The organism is Frondihabitans sp. GW821-FHT04F02 (assembly GCF_059420045.1).
Window position 1 is genome coordinate 350,958 of the sequence record NZ_JBWKSZ010000002.1, and the last position, 20,481, is coordinate 371,438.

General features: G+C 70.4%; 19 protein-coding genes. 15 read left to right on the top strand and 4 right to left on the bottom strand.

Going from position 1 to position 20,481, the window contains the following annotated elements; translation table 11 throughout:
* Positions 1-275: 275 nt before the first annotated feature.
* The 5 genes from AC07TY_RS06815 to AC07TY_RS06835 all read left to right on the top strand — a co-directional run bounded on the left by AC07TY_RS06815 (position 276) and on the right by AC07TY_RS06835 (position 7,015).
* Entirely contained in the window at positions 276-683 is a 408-nt protein-coding gene (locus tag AC07TY_RS06815) for a peptidase inhibitor family I36 protein (protein WP_123505475.1), read from the top strand.
* Position 684: 1 nt separating this feature from the next.
* The gene (locus tag AC07TY_RS06820; RefSeq protein ID WP_494784793.1) at positions 685-1,578 is read left to right on the top strand and encodes a hypothetical protein; all 894 of its coding nucleotides are present in this window, start codon (positions 685-687) and stop codon (positions 1,576-1,578) included.
* Positions 1,579-1,619: 41 nt separating this feature from the next.
* Entirely contained in the window at positions 1,620-2,753 is a 1,134-nt protein-coding gene (locus AC07TY_RS06825) for a peptidoglycan-binding domain-containing protein (protein ID WP_494784794.1), read from the top strand.
* Positions 2,750-4,663: an ABC transporter ATP-binding protein/permease gene (locus AC07TY_RS06830; RefSeq protein ID WP_494784795.1), complete on the top strand. Its 1,914-nt coding sequence runs from the start codon at positions 2,750-2,752 to the stop codon at positions 4,661-4,663. The genes AC07TY_RS06825 and AC07TY_RS06830 overlap by 4 nt, the downstream gene beginning before the upstream one ends.
* Before the next feature lie 108 nt (positions 4,664-4,771).
* Positions 4,772-7,015 (top strand): transglycosylase domain-containing protein, encoded by a 2,244-nt coding sequence (locus AC07TY_RS06835; RefSeq protein WP_494784796.1) that lies wholly within the window; start codon positions 4,772-4,774, stop codon positions 7,013-7,015.
* A gap of 6 nt (positions 7,016-7,021) precedes the next feature.
* Here the strand turns inward: AC07TY_RS06835 and yczR are convergent, their stop codons facing one another.
* Positions 7,022-8,455 carry a MocR-like transcription factor YczR gene (yczR, locus tag AC07TY_RS06840; RefSeq protein ID WP_494784797.1) on the bottom strand — a complete coding sequence of 478 codons (1,434 nt, stop codon included), beginning with the start codon at positions 8,453-8,455 and terminating at the stop codon, positions 7,022-7,024.
* Between the two features lie 60 nt (positions 8,456-8,515).
* Here yczR and AC07TY_RS06845 point away from each other — a divergent pair, with 60 nt between their 5' ends.
* Complete coding sequence (locus tag AC07TY_RS06845) at positions 8,516-8,674, top strand: hypothetical protein (RefSeq protein WP_494784798.1); 159 nt, start codon at positions 8,516-8,518, stop codon at positions 8,672-8,674.
* On the opposite strand, the gene AC07TY_RS06850 is transcribed toward AC07TY_RS06845, so the two are convergent.
* A complete protein-coding gene (locus AC07TY_RS06850) occupies positions 8,656-9,642 on the bottom strand; it encodes an AraC family transcriptional regulator (RefSeq protein ID WP_123505469.1) in 987 nt (328 codons plus the stop codon). The genes AC07TY_RS06845 and AC07TY_RS06850 overlap by 19 nt on opposite strands.
* A gap of 175 nt (positions 9,643-9,817) precedes the next feature.
* Between AC07TY_RS06850 and AC07TY_RS06855 the strand changes: the two genes are divergently transcribed.
* Both AC07TY_RS06855 and AC07TY_RS06860 read left to right on the top strand, forming a co-directional pair.
* Entirely contained in the window at positions 9,818-10,456 is a 639-nt protein-coding gene (locus tag AC07TY_RS06855) for a YflT domain-containing protein (protein ID WP_233579907.1), read from the top strand.
* A 103-nt stretch (positions 10,457-10,559) separates the two neighbouring features.
* Positions 10,560-13,034: an ATP-dependent Clp protease ATP-binding subunit gene (locus AC07TY_RS06860; RefSeq protein WP_494784799.1), complete on the top strand. Its 2,475-nt coding sequence runs from the start codon at positions 10,560-10,562 to the stop codon at positions 13,032-13,034.
* A 105-nt stretch (positions 13,035-13,139) separates the two neighbouring features.
* Here AC07TY_RS06860 and AC07TY_RS06865 read toward each other — a convergent pair whose 3' ends face one another.
* Positions 13,140-13,868: an SDR family oxidoreductase gene (locus tag AC07TY_RS06865; protein WP_494784800.1), complete on the bottom strand. Its 729-nt coding sequence runs from the start codon at positions 13,866-13,868 to the stop codon at positions 13,140-13,142.
* A gap of 147 nt (positions 13,869-14,015) precedes the next feature.
* Here AC07TY_RS06865 and AC07TY_RS06870 point away from each other — a divergent pair, with 147 nt between their 5' ends.
* Positions 14,016-14,945: an AraC family transcriptional regulator gene (locus tag AC07TY_RS06870; RefSeq protein WP_494784801.1), complete on the top strand. Its 930-nt coding sequence runs from the start codon at positions 14,016-14,018 to the stop codon at positions 14,943-14,945.
* 61 nt (positions 14,946-15,006) lie between these two features.
* On the top strand, positions 15,007-15,909 hold the full coding sequence (locus AC07TY_RS06875; RefSeq protein WP_494784802.1) for a carbohydrate kinase family protein: 903 nt from the start codon (positions 15,007-15,009) through the stop codon (positions 15,907-15,909).
* A 151-nt stretch (positions 15,910-16,060) separates the two neighbouring features.
* Here AC07TY_RS06875 and AC07TY_RS06880 read toward each other — a convergent pair whose 3' ends face one another.
* The gene (locus AC07TY_RS06880; RefSeq protein WP_494784803.1) at positions 16,061-17,290 is read right to left on the bottom strand and encodes an MFS transporter; all 1,230 of its coding nucleotides are present in this window, start codon (positions 17,288-17,290) and stop codon (positions 16,061-16,063) included.
* A 64-nt stretch (positions 17,291-17,354) separates the two neighbouring features.
* On the opposite strand from AC07TY_RS06880, the gene AC07TY_RS06885 reads away from it, so the two are divergent.
* The 5 genes from AC07TY_RS06885 (at position 17,355) to AC07TY_RS06905 (ending at position 20,473) form a co-directional block, all read left to right on the top strand.
* On the top strand, positions 17,355-17,882 hold the full coding sequence (locus tag AC07TY_RS06885; RefSeq protein ID WP_494784804.1) for a molybdenum cofactor biosysynthesis protein: 528 nt from the start codon (positions 17,355-17,357) through the stop codon (positions 17,880-17,882).
* 7 nt (positions 17,883-17,889) lie between these two features.
* A complete protein-coding gene (locus AC07TY_RS06890; protein ID WP_123505463.1) occupies positions 17,890-18,858 on the top strand; it encodes a carbohydrate kinase family protein in 969 nt (322 codons plus the stop codon).
* A 279-nt stretch (positions 18,859-19,137) separates the two neighbouring features.
* Positions 19,138-19,740, top strand: a complete 603-nt coding sequence (locus AC07TY_RS06895) for a TetR/AcrR family transcriptional regulator (protein ID WP_123505462.1) — start codon at positions 19,138-19,140, stop codon at positions 19,738-19,740.
* Between the two features lie 171 nt (positions 19,741-19,911).
* Positions 19,912-20,268, top strand: coding sequence for a hypothetical protein (locus AC07TY_RS06900; protein ID WP_123505461.1), 357 nt, complete (start codon positions 19,912-19,914; stop codon positions 20,266-20,268).
* A gap of 64 nt (positions 20,269-20,332) precedes the next feature.
* On the top strand, positions 20,333-20,473 hold the full coding sequence (locus tag AC07TY_RS06905; protein WP_488624682.1) for a hypothetical protein: 141 nt from the start codon (positions 20,333-20,335) through the stop codon (positions 20,471-20,473).
* Positions 20,474-20,481 lie beyond the last annotated feature (8 nt).

Here is a 20,481-nt window from a genome sequence, read left to right on the forward strand (position 1 = left end):
ATCGAGGCTTCTCGCCGGCGAGAACGCCCAGATCGGGGAGAGTCGCCGACACGGCGGGGTTCCCGTGCCGGATGACGCGGACTCTTCCTCCGGCGCGCGAGCTTCTGCCGGACCAGTGCAGGGTCGCGCACTGCAGTTCACGGCCCGACTGCGGGCGGTCGGTTGAGATCCCTTCACGTTGCACCCGCGAATGTAAATGAATAACGTGACACTGAAATGACAGAAAGATCTGTCGTTCCGGTCTCTCACTCATGGGGTGAAGTCAAGGAGTTCTCATGCGCGTTATTCGATCAATCACAGCCGTCCTGGCCTCCACGGGGGTCATTGCCGGTGTCGGCATCGCCGCCGCGGCACCCGCATCTGCTGCGCCTCGCGCGTGCGAGAAAGGCGTCGGCTGCACCTACGAGGACGCCAACTACGGCTGGGGTTACATCCACTTCAGCCGCAATGTCAAGGACTACGAGCCCATCGGGTACTGGGCGACCTCGTATCACCCGAAGACGAACGACGCTGCTTCGTCGGTCTACAACAACGGAAACGTGAAGCGGGCGATGTGGTTCAAGGATTCTCGCTACAAAGGGACGAAGGTGACCCTCGCGCGTCAGACGGGAATTCCGAATCTGGGAAGCGTCAGCTTGAACGACAAGGTGTCTTCCGCCTGCTTCGAGACCTACTGCTACTGAGATGGGCCGCATTTTCCTATCCGGCCTTGGCGTCGTCGCCATCGCCTCTGTAGCTGCGTGCAGCTCCACGCAGGCAGGAGTGGTGTTGCCCGAAAAGCACCATTCGTCCTGGCGGCTGCCCTTGGACGCCTATAGCTCGCCATTGGTCAATGTCGCGGAACAGGCCGAGAACACCTTGATCGAGGACTGCTTTCGTCAGGACGGTCGTTCCCTCTCATTCAGCCGCATCGATGAGTCGACAAGGCCGGGCGAATCGTGGAATGCAGCCCACCGAAAGCTCTTCAATGAGCCGCTTGCATCGAAGTACGGATACGGCAACTCGTTCGAGTACGACTTGACGATCGCCGAGATCACACGAATGCGCAGTCTTGACGAGAAGATAGATAGGAGCGTCGGAGCAGCTGCCGATGGGCTCTTCGATTCCTGCCTCGATAAGAGCAGGGCGGCCATCGAGGGAAGCTCGGTCTCTGATCCCTATCAACTCGCCCATAGTCTGGCCGGCGTTGCCTACGACGATGCGTATGCGAGCGTTCCGGTGCGCCACGCGGCAGACGAGTGGAAGCTGTGCATGAAGGCCGTCGGCGTTCCCGACCTGCCGGATAATCCGAACGAGATGCCGTCGCCTTCGATCGATGGTCTCCGTCCAAGTGGCGTCGACGTGGTCATTGCTCCCGGCGAGGAGACGAACGTGCCACCGGAGGAGCGCCGGGTCGCCGTCGCGGATGCGAAGTGCCAGGTGAGTTCGGGGTACGCCGCCGCCTATGACGCCGAGTGGGACGCCCAGGCGGCGGCGCTCTCCGCCAACGCCGACGAGCTCGAACGCTACAAGGTCGAGGCCGACAAACGGGTCGACCGGGCCAAGAAGATCCTGGCCGAGCACTCCGCGACACGATGAGGCCGATCCGCTTCCCCCGACGGAGAGTCACGGCCGTCGTCGTGCCACTGGTCGCCCTCTGTCTGGTGGCGGGCGGGTGGGGGCTCGCCAGCGCCTTCCAGTCGCCCGCACAGCGGGAGGCAGCGGCGGCACCCCCGACACCGGGGCCTGTGACTGCAGCGGTCGAGCGGGGAGACCTCGTACGGACCGTGTCGTTCGCCGCCGAGGTCGCGAGAGCCGAGAAGCTCGATGTGGCGCTCGCACCCCGCGACGAGGCGCGGACCTACATCACGAAATCCGTGTCGTCCGCGGGGGAGGCAGTCGGGGCGGGTGCCGTCGTGGCCGAGGTCAACGGCCGCCCAGTCTTCGTAGTCGCGGGCCTTTTCCCCTTCTACCGGGATCTCGGCGAGGGCGACACCGGCCCCGACGTCCGCCAGCTCCAAGCCGGGCTCGCCGCAGCGGGCCTCGGCTCCGGAGCGGACGGCGTGTTCGGGGATGTCACGGCGCGAGCGGTCAGAGGCCTCTACGACCGGGCGGGCTACTCGGTGCCCGAGGCGCCGGGTACGGGCTCGGCCCCCGAAGAAGATGCCGCTCCACGCGAGACGGAGACGTCATCGGTCGACACCGAATCCGTCGGTGTGGCACGACGGGTGCTCGTACCCTTTGCCGAGCTGACCGTCGCCTCAGCTCTCCCGGCCACGGTCGTCACGGCGCCGCCCGAGGGAGCGAAGGTGACGGACGAGTCCCGGATCGTCCTCGGGCGCGGAGCGGCGATTCTCCGAGGCAGTATCCCGCGGCTCGCGTCCGAGGGGATCACCAGTGCCACGACCGGGTCTGTAGTGATCGCGGGAGGAGAGCCGGTGGCCGTGTCGGTGACTTCCGTGACCGGAGAGCCCGAAGCGGAGGACAGGAGCGTGCGACTGAAACCGGCGACCACCGGCCTTGAGGAGGTGATCGGGCAGAGCGGCGTCGTGGTCCTGGAAGTCGAGGTGGTCGAGAAGGATGCGCTTCTCGTGCCGTCGGTGGCGGTAGCCGGTGGGGGCGGCGCGGGCCGGTCGCACCTTCTGGTTCGGAAGCGGACGGGGGAGTTTCACCGGATCGCCGTGCAGGAGCTGGGTGAGCTGGATGGGTTGAGCGCCGTCGAGCCCCTGGACGCCGACGAACTCCACGAGTCCGACCGGGTGCGAGTCGGATGACACCCCTCATTCGGCTGACCGGAATCGCCCGGACCTTCCGCGGAGCCGTCGAGACCCGAGCACTCCGGGAAGTCGCGCTCGAGGTCGAGGCGGGTGAGCTCCTGGTCATCGTCGGTCCGTCCGGTGGGGGCAAGTCCACGCTTCTCAACGTGATCGGTCTGCTCGACCGGCCCGACGAAGGGCAGTACGTCCTCGACGGCGTCGACGTCGCCGCGAGTTCGACTCGGGCCCTGGCGGAAGCCCGATCCAGCACCTTCGGGTTCGTGTTCCAGGGCTTCCATCTGCTCGACGATCGGCCCGTCGTCGACAGTGTCGAGCTCGGACTCCTTTATCGCTGCCTGTCCAGGGACGATCGGCGTTGCCGCGCGCTGGCGGCCCTGGATCACGTCGGCATGGCGGAGTTCGCCTCCCAGAAGGCATCGCTGCTCTCGGGCGGCCAACGTCAGAGGGTGGCGATCGCCCGCGCGCTCTCGGCCACGCCCCCGGTGATCGTCGCGGACGAGCCCACCGGCAACCTCGACTCCGACAACGGCGAGAAGGTCGTGCAGGCGTTGCTGGAGCTCCGCGATCGTGGACACACGGTGGTGATCGTGACGCACGACGCGTCGCTCGCTTCGATCGCCGACCGAGTGGCGCACCTCCGCGACGGCAGGATCGAGCGGATCGAGCGGCTCCGCACGGCGGCGCCGGCTCCCACGGACGAGTTGCAAGTTCCTGGTCTCCCGTCTCGCATTCGCGTGCTAGACGTGGTGCGCGACGGCCTCGCCGGAGTCGTCTCGAAGAGGGGCCGCACGGCGGGCCTGGCCGGAGCGGTGGCGGTCGCGGTGGCGATGGCCGTCGGGACGATCGGTCTCTCGCACTCCGCGGGCGCGCAGGTGTCGGACCGGTTCGATCTCCACGCCAATCGCGACGTGGCGGTCTCGTGGGACGCCCCTCGCACCGAGGAGCAGGGGGCCTCCGTGCCTCGTCCGGGCCGGGCGGGGACTGCGGATCTGCTCGACACTGCGGCCTCGCTCGCGGGTGTCGACTCGGTCGGGCTCCTTTCGCACCGCGGGAGCGCCCGCTTCCGCACGGGGGACACCCGACCCCTTCTCCAAGCGCCGGTTGCGTCGATGACGGCCGGTGTGGAGGAGGCGGCGCGCCTCCGCATCCGCTGGGCGCCCCAGCATGCGGAGGTCCTCGCCCCCGACGAGGTGCTGCTCGGACGGAGCCTCGCTCGTCAAGTCGCTCTCGGTCCCCTGGCCGCCGGTCCGCGGGTGAGCATCGGCGACGCCGACGCGACGGTCGTGGGCATCGTCGAGGGGTCGCCCCGGCTGCCGGACCTCCTCGGCTCGGTCGTGACGGCCTTCGATCCCGCGCTCCCGGTCGAGCATCCGAGCCGGACCATCGCGCTGTTCCGCACGGCCTCGGGGGCCGCGCCGCAGGTCGCTCGTCAGGCGCCGCTCACAATCGACCCGGCGGCCCCGCAGACCCTCACCGTCGACGCTCCTGCCGACCCGAGGACTCTCCGAGGCGAGATCGAGGGCGATGTCCAGTCGACGCTTCTCGCTCTCACGGGGGTGTCTCTGGCGGCTGCGATCGTCGGCCTCGGAAACTCGATGGCATTGGCGGTGCTGGAACGGCGGCGGGAATTCGGGCTCCGGCGCGCAGTCGGCGCGCGGCCGGTCCACATCTCCGCCCTCGTCCTCTGCGAGTCGAGCCTGATCGGCGCGATCGGCGGGGTGGTCGGCCTGTTCCTCGGCCTGGCGGCGGTCCTGACCATCACAGTGGCTCGGCAGTGGATCCCTGTCTTCGATCTTCTGCTCGCTCCCGCCGCGATCATCGGCGGGATCGTGGTGGGTGCGCTGGGCGGCACGGTCGCCGCAGTCCGCGCGAGCCGGATCCAGCCTCAGGAGGCACTCCGGCTCTAGACGCCCGACTGAGAGGGAGCAGAGCCCAGGGTCCGCCTTGAGGACGATTTCACAACGAATAGCTCAGCCCTCTTCGCGGAATCGCCGTACCCCGTTTACCGTTGACGCGTGACCCAACGTTCTGCCCCCCGAATCATCGGCGCCCTCTTCGGCTTCATCGGCCTGTCCGTGGTGGCCGGCATGCTCGCCGCCATGCTGTTCGTGCCGACCCTCGCGGTGGCCGGCGAGGGCGTGGTCACCGCCGCCGACACGTTCAACGCGCTCCCGAGCTACCTGAAGATCACGCAGCCGGCTCAGGCGTCGTCGATCTACGCCAAGAAGGGCGGCAAAGACGTCAAGCTGGCCTCGTTCTACGTGCAGAACCGCACCGACGTGGCGCTCGACGAGATGTCGCCGTGGGTCGCGCGGGCCACGATCTCGACCGAAGACCCCCGCTTCCGCACCGAGGGCGCGATCGACCTGCAGGGCACCGTCCGCGGCGCGCTCGCGACGACCCTCGGCCACGACGTGCAGGGAGGCTCGTCGATCACCCAGCAGTACGTCAAGAACGTGCTCGTGCAGCGCTGCGCGCAGGAGTACGACGGCTCGACGAAGGAGGACAAGGCGAAGGCATCCAAGTGCTACGACACTGTCACCGCCCAGTCCGCGGCGCGCAAGCTGAAGGAGCTCCGCTACGCGATCGGCGTGCAGAAGAAGTACTCCAAAGACGACATCCTCCGCAGCTACCTCAACATCGTCGGCTTCGGCGGCACGGTCTACGGCATCCAGGCCGCCGCGGAGTACTACTTCGGCGTCCCTGCCAAGGCCCTGACGCTCGCCCAGGCGGCGACGCTCGCCGCCATGATCAACAACCCCTCCAACCTGCGGATCGACCAGCCGGCCAACAAGGCCAACGGCAAGGCGAACCACTACGCCGCGACGCTCGAGCGCCGCAACTACGTGATCCACCGCATGGAGATCGAGGGGTTCGTCACGAAGGCGCAGTACGCGAAGGCGATCAAGCAGCCCGTCACCCCGCACATCACGCAGCAGTCGAACGGCTGTGCGACGGCCGCGAAGTACGACGCCGGCTACTTCTGCAAGTACGTCGAGCTGTCGCTGCTCGACGACACCGCGTTCGGCAAGACGGCCGACAAGCGCATCGAGACCCTCACCGAGGGCGGCCTGGCTATCCACACCACGCTCAACCTCGACCTGCAGGCGCAGGCTCAGACCGCGGTCAGCGCATACATGCCCACGAGCGTCCCCGGTCTCAACGTCGGCGCCTCGAACGTGTCGGTCGAGCCGGGCACGGGTCGCATCATCACGATGGTGCAGAACACGACGTTCAATGAGACATCGACCGGCGGGGCCGGCACGACCAGCGTCAACTACAACACCGACCACGACCGGGGCGGCTCGCAGGGCTTCCAGACGGGCTCGTCGTTCAAGGCCTTCACGCTCGCCGCCTGGCTCGAGGCGGGCCACACGCTCAACGAGACCGTGACGACCTCCGAGCACGACTTCACCGGAAGCGAGTTCACGAACAGCTGCTACGGCATCAGCAACGATCCGTGGCCCGTGGCGAACGCCGAGGCGGTGCCGGGCTCGATGTCGGTCATGCTCGCGACCGAGGAGTCCATCAACACCGCCTACGCGCAGATGGGCAAGAAGCTCGACCTCTGCTCGATCCAGAACGCCGCCTTCGGCATGGGGATCCACCCGGCCGATCCCGACGCGAACCCGTTCATCTCGGTGCCGTCGATGATCCTGGGCACGAACTACGTCGCCCCCCTCGCGATGGCCACGGCGTACGCCGGCATCGCCAACAACGGCGTCGTCTGCTCCCCTGTCGCCATCATGAGCATCACCGGCGCCGACGGCAAGAAGATCGCGGCCACACCGACCAAGTGCACTCAGGGGATGTCGGAGGACGTCGCGCACGGCGTCCAGTACGCCCTTCAGACCGTCCTCACTCCGGGCGGTACCGCCGCGTCGGCCAACCCCGGCGACGGCGTCCCGATCATCGCCAAGACGGGCACCACCGACGGCGCCGTCCAGAACTGGCTCGTCACCTCGACGTCGAAGATCGCGCAGGCCACCTGGGTCGGCAACATCTCGGGCGGGGCGAATTTCTATCACACGTACATCAACGGGCAGTACGGCTACGGCCTGAAGTTCTCGATGGACAAGCAGATAATCCACGACCTCAACGTCGCCTACCCCGGGGCGACGGGCTTCACGGCCCCGCCGCAGTCCGAGATCGGCTACGTGCAGAAGGCGCCGGCGAAGTCCGACCCGTCGGGTGACTCGAAGAACGACAAGGGTGCGGACAAGGCGCCGACGCCGCCGACGGACAAGGGCAAGAACTAGCCCGACTCAGACGACGAACGCCGTCTCGTGGGCGGCGCTCCGCCAGCGCGAGCCCGGACCGAGCGTCGACCACACCTCGGCGAGGCGCGAGATGCCCTCTTCGAGCGCTGCGGTGGAGCCGGTGATCGGGATTCGGAGGTTGCGCTCGAACGCGCCGTCGATGCCGAACCGCGAGCCCGCAGTCACGGTGACGCCCCGGGAGCGGGCCGCGAGCGACAGGGCGGAGCTGAGGGGGGCGCCGAGGCCGATCCACAGGGCCAGACCGCCGTTGACCGTCGGCACCTCCCACTCCGGCAGGAGCTCGCTGAGCAGGCGCACCGCGGTATCGCGCCCGGCACCGAGCTCGATGCGCCGGGCCTCGCGGATGCGCGGCAGGTGCGCCATGGCCTCCACCGCGACGAGCTGGTCGAGAACCCCGTTGCCCATGTCGCCGGCGGGCCGGGCGAGGGCGAAGCGCTCGATGAGGTGGCGTTCGGCACGGATCCAGCCGATGCGCAGGCCGCTCCAGATCAGCTTGCTCATCGAGCCGACGGTGATGACCGTGGCGCCGTGCGACGGCAGCGCGGCGAACGGGGTGGTGGTGAACGGCCGGTCGATGTCGAGGTCGGCGGGGGTCTCGTCGACGAGCAGCGGGGTTCCGGTGCGCGCCGCGGTGGTGAGCAGGAGCTCGCGGTCGTCGTCGCGGAGGCTCGCGCCGGTCGGGTTGTGGAAGTCGGGGATCAGGTAGGCGAGGGCAGGACGCGCATCGCGGAGGGTCTCGGCGAGGCCGGGCGCGTCGGTGCCGCCGAGGGGGAGCGGGCTGGCGACGAGCCGCGCGCCGGCTGACAGGAAGGCGTCGAGGGCGTGCGGGTAGCTCGGTGTCTCGACCACGACGCGGTCGGCCCGGCCGAGGAGCGTCCGGGCGATGAGCGCGATGGCGTGCTGGGCGCCGAGCGTCACGAGGATGTTGTCGGCGGTGGTGGGGGCGCCCTTGGCGGTGTACTGGTCGGCGATGGCCTGGCGGAGTTCCTGCGCCCCGAGAAAATCGATGCCGCCTCGCGCGACGTGCTCGGGCAGGCGAACGAGGGCCCGGGCGGCGAAGTCGGCCACCTCGGGCCACGCCTGGGGGGTCGCCTTGCTCAGGTCGAGGTCGACGGGGCCTGAGACGTCGGCGGGGCGCGTCGCGTCGGGGAGCTCGAGCACGCTGCCCGAGCCCTGGACGCTCGACAGCACGCCGCGTTCGCGCAGGAGCCGGTACGCCGACACGACGGTGGTGCGGCTGATGCCGAGCGCGCGGGCGATCTCGCGCTCGGCCGGGAGGCGGGTGGACGAGCGGACGCGGCCGTCGATCAGGAGCACGTTCAGCTTCTCGGCGAGCTCGATGTGCGCGACGCCGCCGTGGCGCCATTCGCCGAGGAGGGTCTGGAGCGCGTGGGTTCCGAGGGCGGTCGTCGTGGTCACGGAGCCACTTTACCGGGATTGGTCCTTTCTGCGGCCACCAAAGCAGGATTGGATCTCGACATGACCTCATTGGACCCGTCAATAATCGCCCTGCTCGTCTTCGCCGGGATTGGCCTCGTCGCCGTCGCCTTAGTCGTCGTCGCCGTCGCGCGCGACGGCTACGGGCCGGTGCCCGACCGCGATGGAGGTCGCCGCACGACTCAGCGCCGCAGCGTCTGAGCCGGGTACTCGCCGAACCGCTTGACGTAGGCCGACGAGAATCGGCCCGAGTGCGCGAAGCCCCAGCGGAGGGCGATCATCGACACGGTGGTCTCGGAGGGGGCCGCGGCCAGCAGCTCGCCGCGCACCCGGTCGAGGCGGACGCCCCGGAGGTACTCGCTCGGCGTCGACTCGAACTGCTGGTGGAAGGCGTGCTGCAGCCCGCGCAGGCTGAGGCCGGCCGCGTCGGCGATCGCCGTGGTCGTGATCGGCTCGGCCGCGTGCTCGTGGACGAACTCCAGGGCTGCGACGAGCCGCGCGTTGCCGGGCGCGACCGCCAGACCTCGCCGCTCGGGGCCCTCGTGCGCGAACGTGTCGAGCAGGGCTCCGGCGAGCAGCCGCTTCGCCTCGGACTGCTGCAGCTCGGTCGAGGGCGTGCCGAGGATGGCGCGCGCGGCCACCTGGACGGCCTCGTTCCACGCCACGAGCGCTGCCGTGTCGGGAATCGCCGTGTGGTCGAAGTGGAGCCGGCTCGGCTCCGCGCCGGCTCGCTCGGCCGCGATCCGTTCGAGGTAGCCCGACTCGAAGTGGATGAGGTTCTGCCGGAAGTCGCTGAGGTGGAACGCGTACCGCCGACCCGTCGGGAACATCGCCGGTCGTCCCCGCGCCATCCGCAGCTCGTCCGCGCCGATGTCCATCAGGCCCTGGCCGGCGGTCAGCCACGACACGATGTACTCGCCCTCGGGCTGCACCGTGCCGCGGATCGATCCGAGAAACCTCGACGACCGCAGGGTCACGTCGTCGTCGCCGTCGATCGTGTAGCGGTACGCGAACGGCAGCTCGGTCTGCTCCGCGTAGAAGCCGGAGCCGTTGTAGTTGCCCGCGTACAGGGCGAAGGCCTCGTCGAGGTCGCGTCCGTGGTGGTCGGCCTTGATCTGGGCGGTATCGGGCGTCTGCTCGGCGTCCGGGCTGTCATGGTGCTGGCTCATCGATGGGGATGCTCGCACGTGGGTGACGCTTGCGTCATCCCCTGGTGCGGCCGTGTTTTTCCTGGTAATGGGCGAGTGTTAGGCACACCTCCGGCGCTGACCGGGGACTATCCGAAAAACGCCAGGCGACAAGGGCAGAGTGGAGGTCCGTCCCTGAATTCACAAGGAGTACTCGATGTCGAACGACAACCCGTCTGGTGCCGGTTCTGCCGGAGACCCCGCTGCCGACCGCCCTCAGGCCGGCCCCGCCCCGCAGTACGGCGAGTACGCGCCTCCGGGTGCTGTCCCGCCGCCCGTCACGACGCAGCCCGCCGCCGACTCCACGGGATCGCAGGCCGAGCAGGCCGGCGGCTTCGGCGCGTTCGCCGGCGGCGGCTACCCGCAGGTCGTCGCGACCTACACGAAGTACGAGGACGCCCAGGCCGCGGTGGACCGCCTGAGCGACGAGGGCTTCCCCGTCGAGAACGTCTCGATCGTCGGCCACGACATCCGCACGGTCGAGAACGTGTCGGGGCGTCTCACCAACGGCAAGGCGGCCGGGCGCGGTGCGCTCAGCGGCGTCTGGTTCGGCCTGTTCCTCGGCTTCCTGTTCGCGATCTTCGCCAATGCGAACCTCGTCGCGGTGCTCCTCACGGCCGTCGTGGCGGGTGCCGTGTGGGGAGCCCTGTTCGGATTCGCCGGGCACGCCATGACCCGCGGCCGCCGCGACTTCTCGTCGATCAAGACCATGGAGGCCGGCCGCTACGAGGTGCTGGTGCGCGGGGAGTTCTCCGCCCGGGCCTCGCAGGTGCTGACTCAGGCTGTCTACAAGTAAGGGTTGAGTCCACCCCGCTCATCTTTGTGAGCGGGGTGGGAATGTCTCGCGTCCTCCTGCGTTGAGTTGAGTCAAAGGCACTCAAGTTTCTCCTGGAGGTTCCATGCCCGACAACGTCGACATCAGCCGACTCCTCAGCCGTCGCACGCACGAGCTCATGGCCGCGGCGCGCGAGATCGCCGTCTCGCGCGGTCACGCGGAGCTCGACGCTCTCCACATCCTTCGGGCCGCGCTCGACCTCCACCCGGCCAGCGACCTCGTCGCCTACGTCGGAGCCGACCGCGACGCCCTGGCCGCGGCAGTCGACGGCCGCCTCCCCGGCGCGTCCGCCGATGCCCCGCAGCGTCCGGCCCTGACCGCGGCGGCCCAGCGGATCCTGCTGGAGGCCGCTCAGGCGGCACGCGCGTTCGGCTCGACCTACGTCGACCCGGAGCACGTCGTCTTCGCGCTCGTCGTCGATCAGGGCTCCGCGCCCGGCCAGCTGCTCGGCGCCGCGGGGATCACTCCCGAGGCCATGCAGCGCTTCGTGCAGTCCGGCGGCCCCGCGCAGGCGGCGGCCGGCGCCGAGCCGGCTTCCGAGACGCCGACGCTCGACCAGTACGGCACGGATCTCACCGCGCGAGCTCGCGAGGGCCTCATCGACCCGGTCATCGGCCGCGCCGATGAGATCGAGGCGACCGTCGAGATCCTGCTCCGCCGCACCAAGAACAACCCCGTCCTGATCGGCGAGCCTGGCGTCGGCAAGACCGCCATCGTCGAGGGTCTCGCCCTGCGCATCGTCTCCGGCGACGTGCCTCCGGTGCTCCGCGACAAGCGCGTGGTCGCCCTCGACCTGCCGGGCATGGTGGCGGGCACCCGCTACCGCGGCGACTTCGAGGAGCGCCTCACCAAGGCGATGGACGAGATCACAGCGCACTTCGACGAGCTCATCGTCTTCATCGACGAGCTGCACACGGTCGTCGGCGCCGGTGCCGGAAGCGACGGCGGAATGGACGCCGGCAACATCCTGAAGCCGCGTCTCGCCCGGGGCGACCTCCACGTCGTCGGCGCCACCACGCTGGCCGAGTACCGCCGCGTCGAGAAGGACGCCGCACTCGAGAGGCGCTTCCAGCCCGTCCAGGTGCCCGAGCCCTCGGTGGCCGATGCCACGGCCATCCTCGGCGGGCTCGCCCCGCGCTACGAGGAGCACCACTCGGTGACCTACACGCCCGAGGCCCTCGCGGCCGCAGTGGAGCTCTCGCACCGCTACGTCAGCGACCGCTTCCTCCCCGACAAGGCCATCGACCTGATCGACCAGGCCGGCGCGCGCCGTCGCCTGCGCCTCGGGCTCGTCGTCGACACCGCCGCCCTCCAGGCCGAGCTCGCCGAGCTCGAGGCCGAGAAGAACCGCGCGGTGGCGGCCGAGCGGTACGAGGAGGCGTCGGGGCTGCGCGACGCGATGACGGCCGTCGAGGCCCGGCTGGCGGAGGCGTCCGGCGTTCCTGCGCCCGAGGACCTCGCCGCGAACGCCGACGCGGTCATCACCGCCGACGACATCGCCGAGCTCATCTCGCGCGCCACGGGGATCCCCGCCGCGCGCCTCACCGACGGCGACCGCTCACGGCTCGCGCTGCTCGAGACGGAGCTGCACGAGCGCGTCGTCGGTCAGGACGACGCCGTCGCGGCGATCGCCAAGGCCGTCCGGCGCTCGCGCACCGGGCTCGGCGACCAGCGCCGCCCGACCGGCAGCTTCCTCTTCCTCGGCCCGACGGGCGTGGGCAAGACCGAGCTGGCGAAGGCCCTGGCCGCGTCGCTGTTCGGCGACGAGACCGCCATGCTGCGCTTCGACATGTCGGAGTTCGGCGAGCGCCACACCGTCTCGCGCCTCGTCGGCGCCCCTCCCGGCTACGTCGGCTACGACGAGGCCGGTCAGCTGACCGAGCGCGTGCGCCGGAACCCGTACTCCGTCATCCTGCTCGACGAGATCGAGAAGGCGCACCCCGACGTGTTCAACCTGCTGCTGCAGGTGCTCGACGACGGGCGCCTGACCGACGGACAGGGACGCACTGTCGACTTCCGCAACACGGTGGTCATCATGACGTCGAACCTCGGGTCGGAGTTCTTGGCGTCGCGGAGCGGTGCGATGGGCTTCGTCGGCGGGCCGGCCGACGGCGGCGGTTCTGACAGGCACAGCGGGTTCGGCTCGGACAAGGCGCTGCGCGACCGCGTGATGGGCAAGCTGCGCGAGGCCATGCGACCGGAGTTCCTCAACCGCATCGACGAGATCGTGCTGTTCCGCAAGCTCGAGCGCACGCAGCTCGCAGCGATCGTGTCGCTCATGCTCACCGAGACCGGCGCCCGGCTCGCCGCGCAGGGCATCCGGTTCGACGCCTCGCCCGAGGCCGTCGACTGGCTGGCCGAGCACGGGTACGAGCCCGAGTACGGCGCTCGCCCGCTGCGCCGGCTGATCCAGCGCGAGGTCGACGACCGGCTCGCGACGCTCATGGTCGACGGGCGCCTCGCCGCCGGGTCGACCGTGCGGCTCGCGGTGGCCGGCGGCGGCCTGACGGCCGACGTGCTGGTGGCGGCGGCCGTCTAGCGGCCCGGCCCGCCGGCTCCTAGCCCCGCCGTTTCGGCTCCATCCCTCCTGCGCGACAGCGGGGATCTGCCGAAACGGCGGGGCTTCGCGCGTCGTGGCGCGGCCTCAGGCGTTGAGCGTGCCGTCGTAGAACGGGCTGGCCGACGGCGCGAGCGCGAGCGAGGCCTTCGCCGTGGCGCTCCACTCGTCGACGACGACCTCCGTCGAGCCCGCCTCGACCCCGTCGAGCACCGCGATCACGACGTCGCGGGGTGCGAGCAGCGGACCGTCGTAGCCGGCCATCATCTCGGTGTCGGCGGCTCCGAGGTGGACGCCCGTGACGAGGGTCCCCTGCGCTGCGAGCTCGAGGCGCACGCCGTTCGTCATCGCCCAGCCGGCCGCCTTGGCCGCGCCGTACGCGCCGGCGCCGATCCAGTTGAACCACGACAGCGCCGACAGGACGTTCACGATGCCGCCGCCGCCGTTCGCCCGGAGGATCGGTGCGAACGCCCGCACCATGCTCAGGGTGCCGAAGAAGTGGGTGTCCATCTCGCGGCGGATCAGGGCGAGGTCGCCCGCGACCAGGTCGGCGCCGGTCGAGACGCCGGCGTTGTTGATCAGCAGGGTGACGTCCTGAGCTGCCGCTGCCACGGCGTCGACAGACGCCTGGTCGGTGATGTCGAGCGGCAGGATCGCGACGCCGGTCAGCCCGGACAGCTCGGCGTCGACGCCCTCGGGGCGGCGGGCGGTCGCGTAGACCTTCGCCGCGCCGCGCGCGAGCAGCTCTTCGACGAACTGCCGGCCGATGCCGCGGTTCGATCCGGTGACGAGGACGATCTGGCCTTCGATGTTCATTGGTGCTCCTTTTCCGGTGCCGTCCGTTCGGCACTCGTCGAGCGTACGAATCAGGACATGCGCAGGTCGATGCCCGGAGAGACCAGATCGATAGCCGATCGACTCATGTGCGCAGATGCAGAGATGCTCGGAGGCTATCCTGAGCGGATGGACCTCCTTGCCGACGTACTCGCGGTCTCCGGCGTCCGCGGCACCCTCGGCGCCCGGATCGAGGCCACCGCGAGCTGGGGTGTCTGGTGGACCGACAACCCGGGCGCCGCCTTCTACGCCGTCACCTCGGGCACCGCATGGCTCGGCGTGCCCGGGCACGACCCCCGACAGCTGATGCCCGGCGACGTGGTCCTCCTCCCGACAGGGGTGGGCCACACTCTGACGAGCCACCCGGGCGCTCCCGCGCCGCTCTGCGACTCGAGCACGGCCGCCCACGCCCGGCGCACGGGCGGGGTGCTCCGGTTCGGCGACGGCGACGTGCAGACGCACATCCTCGGGGCCGCCTACCGCCACGACCCGGCGGTCTCGACCCAGGTGCTGGAGCTGCTGCCGGAGGTCGTCCACATCCGCGCCGACAACGGGGGCACCTGCCTCGACGACACCGTGCGCCTCCTCGCCCGCGAGCTCGCCCACCCGCAGATCGCAGCGAGCGTAGTGATGAACAGCCTGGTCGACATCCTGCTCGTGCAGCTTCTCCGCGTCTGGCTCGCCACGAGGCCTGCGCCGTCGGAGCCGTCGTGGCTCGGGGTCCTCGGCGACCCGCTGATGACCGAGGCGCTCACTCTCGTGCACGCCGACCCCGCCGCGCCCTGGACCACGACCGCCCTCGCGGCGCGACTGAACGTCTCGAAGGCGACGCTCGCCCGGCGCTTCCAGTCGGTGGCGGGCGAGACTCCGGCGGCGTACCTGACGCGCTGGCGCATGGACCTCGCCGCCGTGCGGCTGCGCGACGGCGACGAGCCGCTGGAGGCCGTCGCCGCGGCGGTGGGGTACTCGTCGGTGTATGCGTTCTCGAGGGCGTTCAGCCGGGCGCGGGGTGCGGCGCCGGGGCGGTTCCGCGCGGCGGCTCGGGCGGTGGCGGCGTAGTCGCAGTTCCTGCGCCCCGGGGTGATGGTTGAGGGGACGACACTGCCGGTACGCTCCGAGCATGAGCAGCGCAGCATTCGTCGTCGGCGAGGCGCTCGTCGACATCGTGGTCGACGGCGACTCCACGGTCGAGCACCCGGGCGGGAGCCCCATGAACGTCGCCTACGGGCTGGCCCGGCTCGGAGTCGGCACCACGTTCCGCGCCTCGGTCGGCCGCGACGCACGCGGCGACGCCCTGCTGGCGCATCTCGTCTCGGCGGGGGTGAGCGTCGACCCGGCCACGGTGACCTCGCACTGGACCTCGACGGCGGTCGCCACGATTCAGGAGGATCGCCACGCCGAATACGAGTTCGACATCGAGTGGGCACCCGGGGCGATCAGCGTTCCTGACGACGTCGCGCTGCTCCACACCGGCTCGATCGCGACCGCCCTCGCGCCGGGCAGCGACGACGTGCGGCGCCTGTTCGAGGCCTCGCGCGACCGGGCGCTCCTGAGCTTCGACCCGAACGTGCGGCCCAGCATCACGCCCGACCGCGACGCCGTACTGGCCACCGTCGACGCGCTGGCGCGGGTGGTGCACGTGCTGAAGATGAGCGACGAGGACGCCGCCTGGCTGCACCCGGGCCTGCCCCTCGACGCCGTGCTCGACCGCTACCTCGGCCTGGGCGTCACGCTCGCGGCCATCACTCGCGGCCCTGACGGTGCGGTCGCGGCCACGTCGACCGACCGGGTCGCGCTGCCCTCGCTTCCGGTCGAGGTCGTCGACACCATCGGCGCCGGAGACGCCTTCATGTCGGGGCTGCTGTTCGCGCTGCTCGACGGCGGGCACGCCGACTCGGCGCGCGCTGGCGGGCTGCCGGCCGGCGTGCTGTCCTCCGTCGTAGCGACGGCCCTGGCGAGCGCCCGCGTCACGGTGTCGCGCGCCGGGGCGAACCCTCCGACGGTCGCGGAGCTCGGCCGCTAGCGACCGCTGTCCGGGCCGGACCCCGAACCCACGATCGGGACTCGACACCACGACATCGCGTGGTGTGGAGTCCCGATCGTGGTGCGGTGGGAGGCACGCGTGGTGTGGAGTCCCGATCGTGGTGCGGTGGGGGAGGTCCGGGCGGGACGGGCTAGGGGCAGGGCACCGCGACGGCGCCGGTCGTGACCGGCACGGGCGCGGCCGGCGCCGACGCCGCGCGAGACGACCCGCTCCGCCCCAGCACCAGCAGCGTCACGAACCCGAGCGCCGCGATGACGGCCGACACCGTGAAGGTGGCACCGTAGCCGCCGAGGCCGAGGGTGACGGCCCCGACGATCGAGCCGCCCGAGATCGCCAGCTGGATCGTGGTGACGAACATCGCCAGGCTGCCCTCGGCGACGCCGGGAGCGGCGGTGGACATCCACGTCTGCATGCCGAGCGGCATGCCGCCCCAGACGAAGCCCCAGACGATGAGCAGCACGAACACGCCGGGCACGGTCCAGGCGAGCAGCGGCAGAAGCACGATCGCGACCGCGAGCAGGATCTTGCCGAACAGGAGCGTGCCGACCAGGTTTCGCGACAGGGCGACGCTGAACGCGAAGTTGCCGGCGATCCCGGCGATGCCGAAGACCAGCAGCGCCAGCGTCACGGTGGACGTGTCGACCTTGACGAGGTCCTCGAGGTACGGCGTGATGAAGGTGTACGCGGTGAACTGCGCCAGGAACACGAAGGCCGTCGCGATCAGGCCGACGCGGGCGCGCTGCACTCGGAACAGCCCGCCGAAGGTGCGGAACGCCACGCGCGAGCTGGACGGGATCGACGGCAGGAGGATCAGCTGGCCGACGAGCGCGACGACCGCGAGGCCGGCGCCGATCACGAAGGCGAGGCGCCAGCTCGCGAGGTTCGCCACGAGCGACCCCAGCGGCAGGCTGACCACGGTCGCGACCGAGACGCCAGCGGTGATGATCGAGGTGGCCTTGATGACCTGAGGTGCCGCGACGAGGCGGCCCGCGATGCCGGCGCCGATGGCCCAGAAGGCGCCGAGGGTGACGCCGAGCAGCACCCGCGCGACCAGGAGCAGGGCGAACGAGCTCGCCATGGCGCCGACGACGTCGGCGATGATCAGCAGCACCATCAGCGACCAGAGCACGTAGCGGCGGTCGATGTGCGAGCTGACGACGGTGATGACGGGGGCGCCGATCGCGGCCGCGATGGCGGTGGCGACGATGAGGAGCCCTGCAGTGCCGATGCCGATCCCGAGGTCGGAGGCGATGTTGGGCAGCAGGCCGATCGGGAGGAATTCGGAGAGGACGAGCACGAACGAGCCGAGCGATACCGAGATCACGCCGAGCCATCCGCGCCTTTCAGGCGACTGAGTCATGCTCGGCCCAAGCTCCGGGAGCGCCGATCCATTCCCCAGTGTCGCGCCGCGTATCGTGGGCCGGGTGACCGGGCGCGACGTGACCATCGAGCTGCTGCTCGCCTCGCCCCGGCACCGCTACGACGGCCGCCCCGCCGACGGCGCCCGGCCGTTCGGCCAGGGGGAGCGCGAGAGCGAGCTGCCCGGCCGCGTCGAGATCCGCGCCGGCCTCGGCATCGTCGGCGACCGCTACTTCGCGAAGCCGGCGCACCGCGGCGCGTCGGTGACCTTCTTCGACGTCGGGCAGCTCGAGACGGCGGCGCAGGAACTCGGGGCGGTCGCCTTCGATCCCGCCCGCACCCGTCGCAACGTGATCGTCCGCGGCATGCCGGTCGACACCCTCCGCGGAGCCCTGTTCTTGCTCGACTCGGGCGCAGGGGCCGTGCTCTTCCGGGGCAACCGCCCCGCCAACCCGTGCGCCTGGATGGACCACGAGCTCGCGCCCGGCGCCTTCGCGGCCCTCCGCGGCCGCGGCGGGATGCGGTGCGAGCCGCTCACCGACGGCGAGCTGACCCTCGGGCCGGCGGTGTTCGAGGTCGTCCAGCCGTCATGATGGACTCGTGACCGAATCACGGACCGACTTGCTCTTCAGCGGGATCGTCTACTGCGACCTCGTCTTCTCGGGCGTCGCTGTGCCCGAGGCGGGCACCGAGGTGTTCGCGAAGGCGTTCTCCGTCACGCCCGGGGGAGTGGCCAACCGCGCCGTGGCGGGGGCGCGCCTCGGCGCCTCGACGGCGCTGCTCGCCGAGCTCGGCGACGACGTGCTCGGGGCTCACATCCGCAGCCTCCTGGAGATCGAGGCGAACCTCGACGTCAGCCGTGTCCGCACGCTGCCCGGCCGGCAGAGCCCGGTGACCGTGGCTCTCACCGGCGCGCACGACCGGAGCTTCATCACCTACGAGGAGTCGCTCACGGACGCCGAGTGCCAGCGCCGCAAGACGCCTCCGGCCGGGCTCGGCGCGGTCGGAGTCGTGCACGTCGAGCTCGCCGAGCCGGTTCCCGGCTGGGTCGCCGAGCTGCGCGCCGGCGGGACGACTGTCGTGGGCGGCGTCGGCTGGGACTCCACGGGCTCGTGGTCGAGCGAGGTGCTCGACCGGCTCGACGGCGTCGACGTCTTCGTGCCGAACGACCTCGAGGCGATGCGGTACACGCGCACCGACGACGCCCACCTCGCGGCGAGGGCGCTCGGGGAGCACACGCCCCTCGCCGTCGTGACGCGCGGGCCCCGCGGGGTCGTGGCGTACGACGCCGGGAGCGGGACGATGGTCGAGACGGCGGCGGTGGCAGTTCCTGCCGTCGATCCGACCGGAGCCGGCGACGTCTTCGTAGCGGCCCTGATGGTGGTGCTCGGCCGCGACTGGCCCCTCGAGCAGAAGCTGCGATTCGCGGGGCTGAGCGCGTCGCTCTCGGTCATGAGCCTCGGCGGGGCCGCCAGTGCTCCGGTGCCCGAGGCGCTGGTCCGGTTCGTGGAGGAGCAGCGGCCCGAGGGCGACTGGACTTTCGTGTCGGAGTGGGCGGCATCGCTGTAGCGGTCGAGGGTCGTGGACCGAGGTCCGATATGCAGGAACCGTGGTCTCGCTGACATTTGTTTGATACTTTGGTGGAGTCCACGGCATCGGATCAGGGTCGTGGACGACGGCGATCCACGCGATCGCCTGGCGGGGCCGGTCGTTTGGGTCGATCGGCCTCGCCTCTTCCTGCTCGAGGCAACACGAGGTGATCTGTCTGTCCGCCTTTCGGCTGTCATGCGGGGGACGACTTGCTGAGAACCTGGCAGTGGTCGACAGGTGCGTGATTACGTTGTCTCCATGGATCCGCGAGCACGACGAAGCCGCGACCGGCTGACCTCCGCCGTACTGGCCCTCGCCGCGGCAGGTCGCATCGACGACGTGAGCGTCTCGGAGGTCGCCCGAGACGCCGGCGTCACGCGCGATACGTTCTACCGGCACTCCTCGTCGGTCGTCGACCTGCTGGCACTCGCCCTTCACGAGAAGCTCGAGGAGTACCTCCTCGGCTACGTCGGTCAGGGCATGCCCGCGTCCAGCGCGCTCCAGGGTGTGCTGGCGACGGCGGAGGCCGGGCTCCTCCGGCACATCGCCGCTTTCGGGCCCGCGTACCGCGCGGCCCTGCTCGGGCAGAACGGAGCGCCCGTGCGGCGCTCGCTGTCGACGTTCCTGGCCGACAACATCGTCACCGCTCTGACCGCCTATCCGCAGATCGCCCCGCTCCCGGTAGAGCAGATGGACGACCAGACCACTCGGATGATCGCGGCCTATGCGGCATCGGGCACAGTCGGCGCGATCGAGGTGTGGCTGCAGATGGGCGACCTGGACGACATCGAGGGCGCGGTGCACGCCATCGCCGCCGGCGCTCCGACCTGGTGGCGCCTGGCGACGGGAAAGCCCGCGTAGTCAACCCCCGCTCGGGTGGTGGAAATCGACTCGGCTCGCTCGTATGATCGTCACAGGAAGCACCGAGGGTTCCGGCACAGGCCGCCTCGACACGTTCGCCCCTCTTCCGGATCCCACGGTCCGCCCGCGTCGTTTGCCGAACGGCGCCTGAACCGCCGAGAGAGGTCCGCGATGTCCGAGCTCACCATCGAGTTCGTCGTGCGAGACACGACCGGGGCCATCGTCGCCCTCGTCACCCCGACCGGCGTCATCGACGCCGAGTTCGCGGCGCAGCAGATCCACCGCGGCGAGGCGCACTACTTCGCCGGCCCCGACTCGTACCAGCGGGCGCGAGTCCGCTCGCTGCCTTTCCTCGACGGCCGCTACCTCTATGTGAACTGGGACGGCACGCGCCGCAACAACCTCCACGACCTCGCGCGCGGCCTCAAGCGCATCGAGCTGCGGACGAAGACGCACGCGCATCTTCCCCGCCGCGGCGAGTGGATCGCACGGCTCTTCGGCCGGGCTCGCGCGGCCCTCGCAGCCTGAGCGTCCGCACCCGCGAGCGGGCACGAGAAAGCCCGGCGACAGGAAGGTCGACTACGCTCGGACCATGTCGGTCTTCGCAGTCTTCCTCGCCATCGTCGCCGGGCTCATGGCGGTCGCCCTCATCGCACTGTTCGTCACGATGATCGTGCTCGCCGTCAAGTCGCGCAGTACCGCGACCGCCGCCACGCTGTACCGCAACGACTGACGCCGACG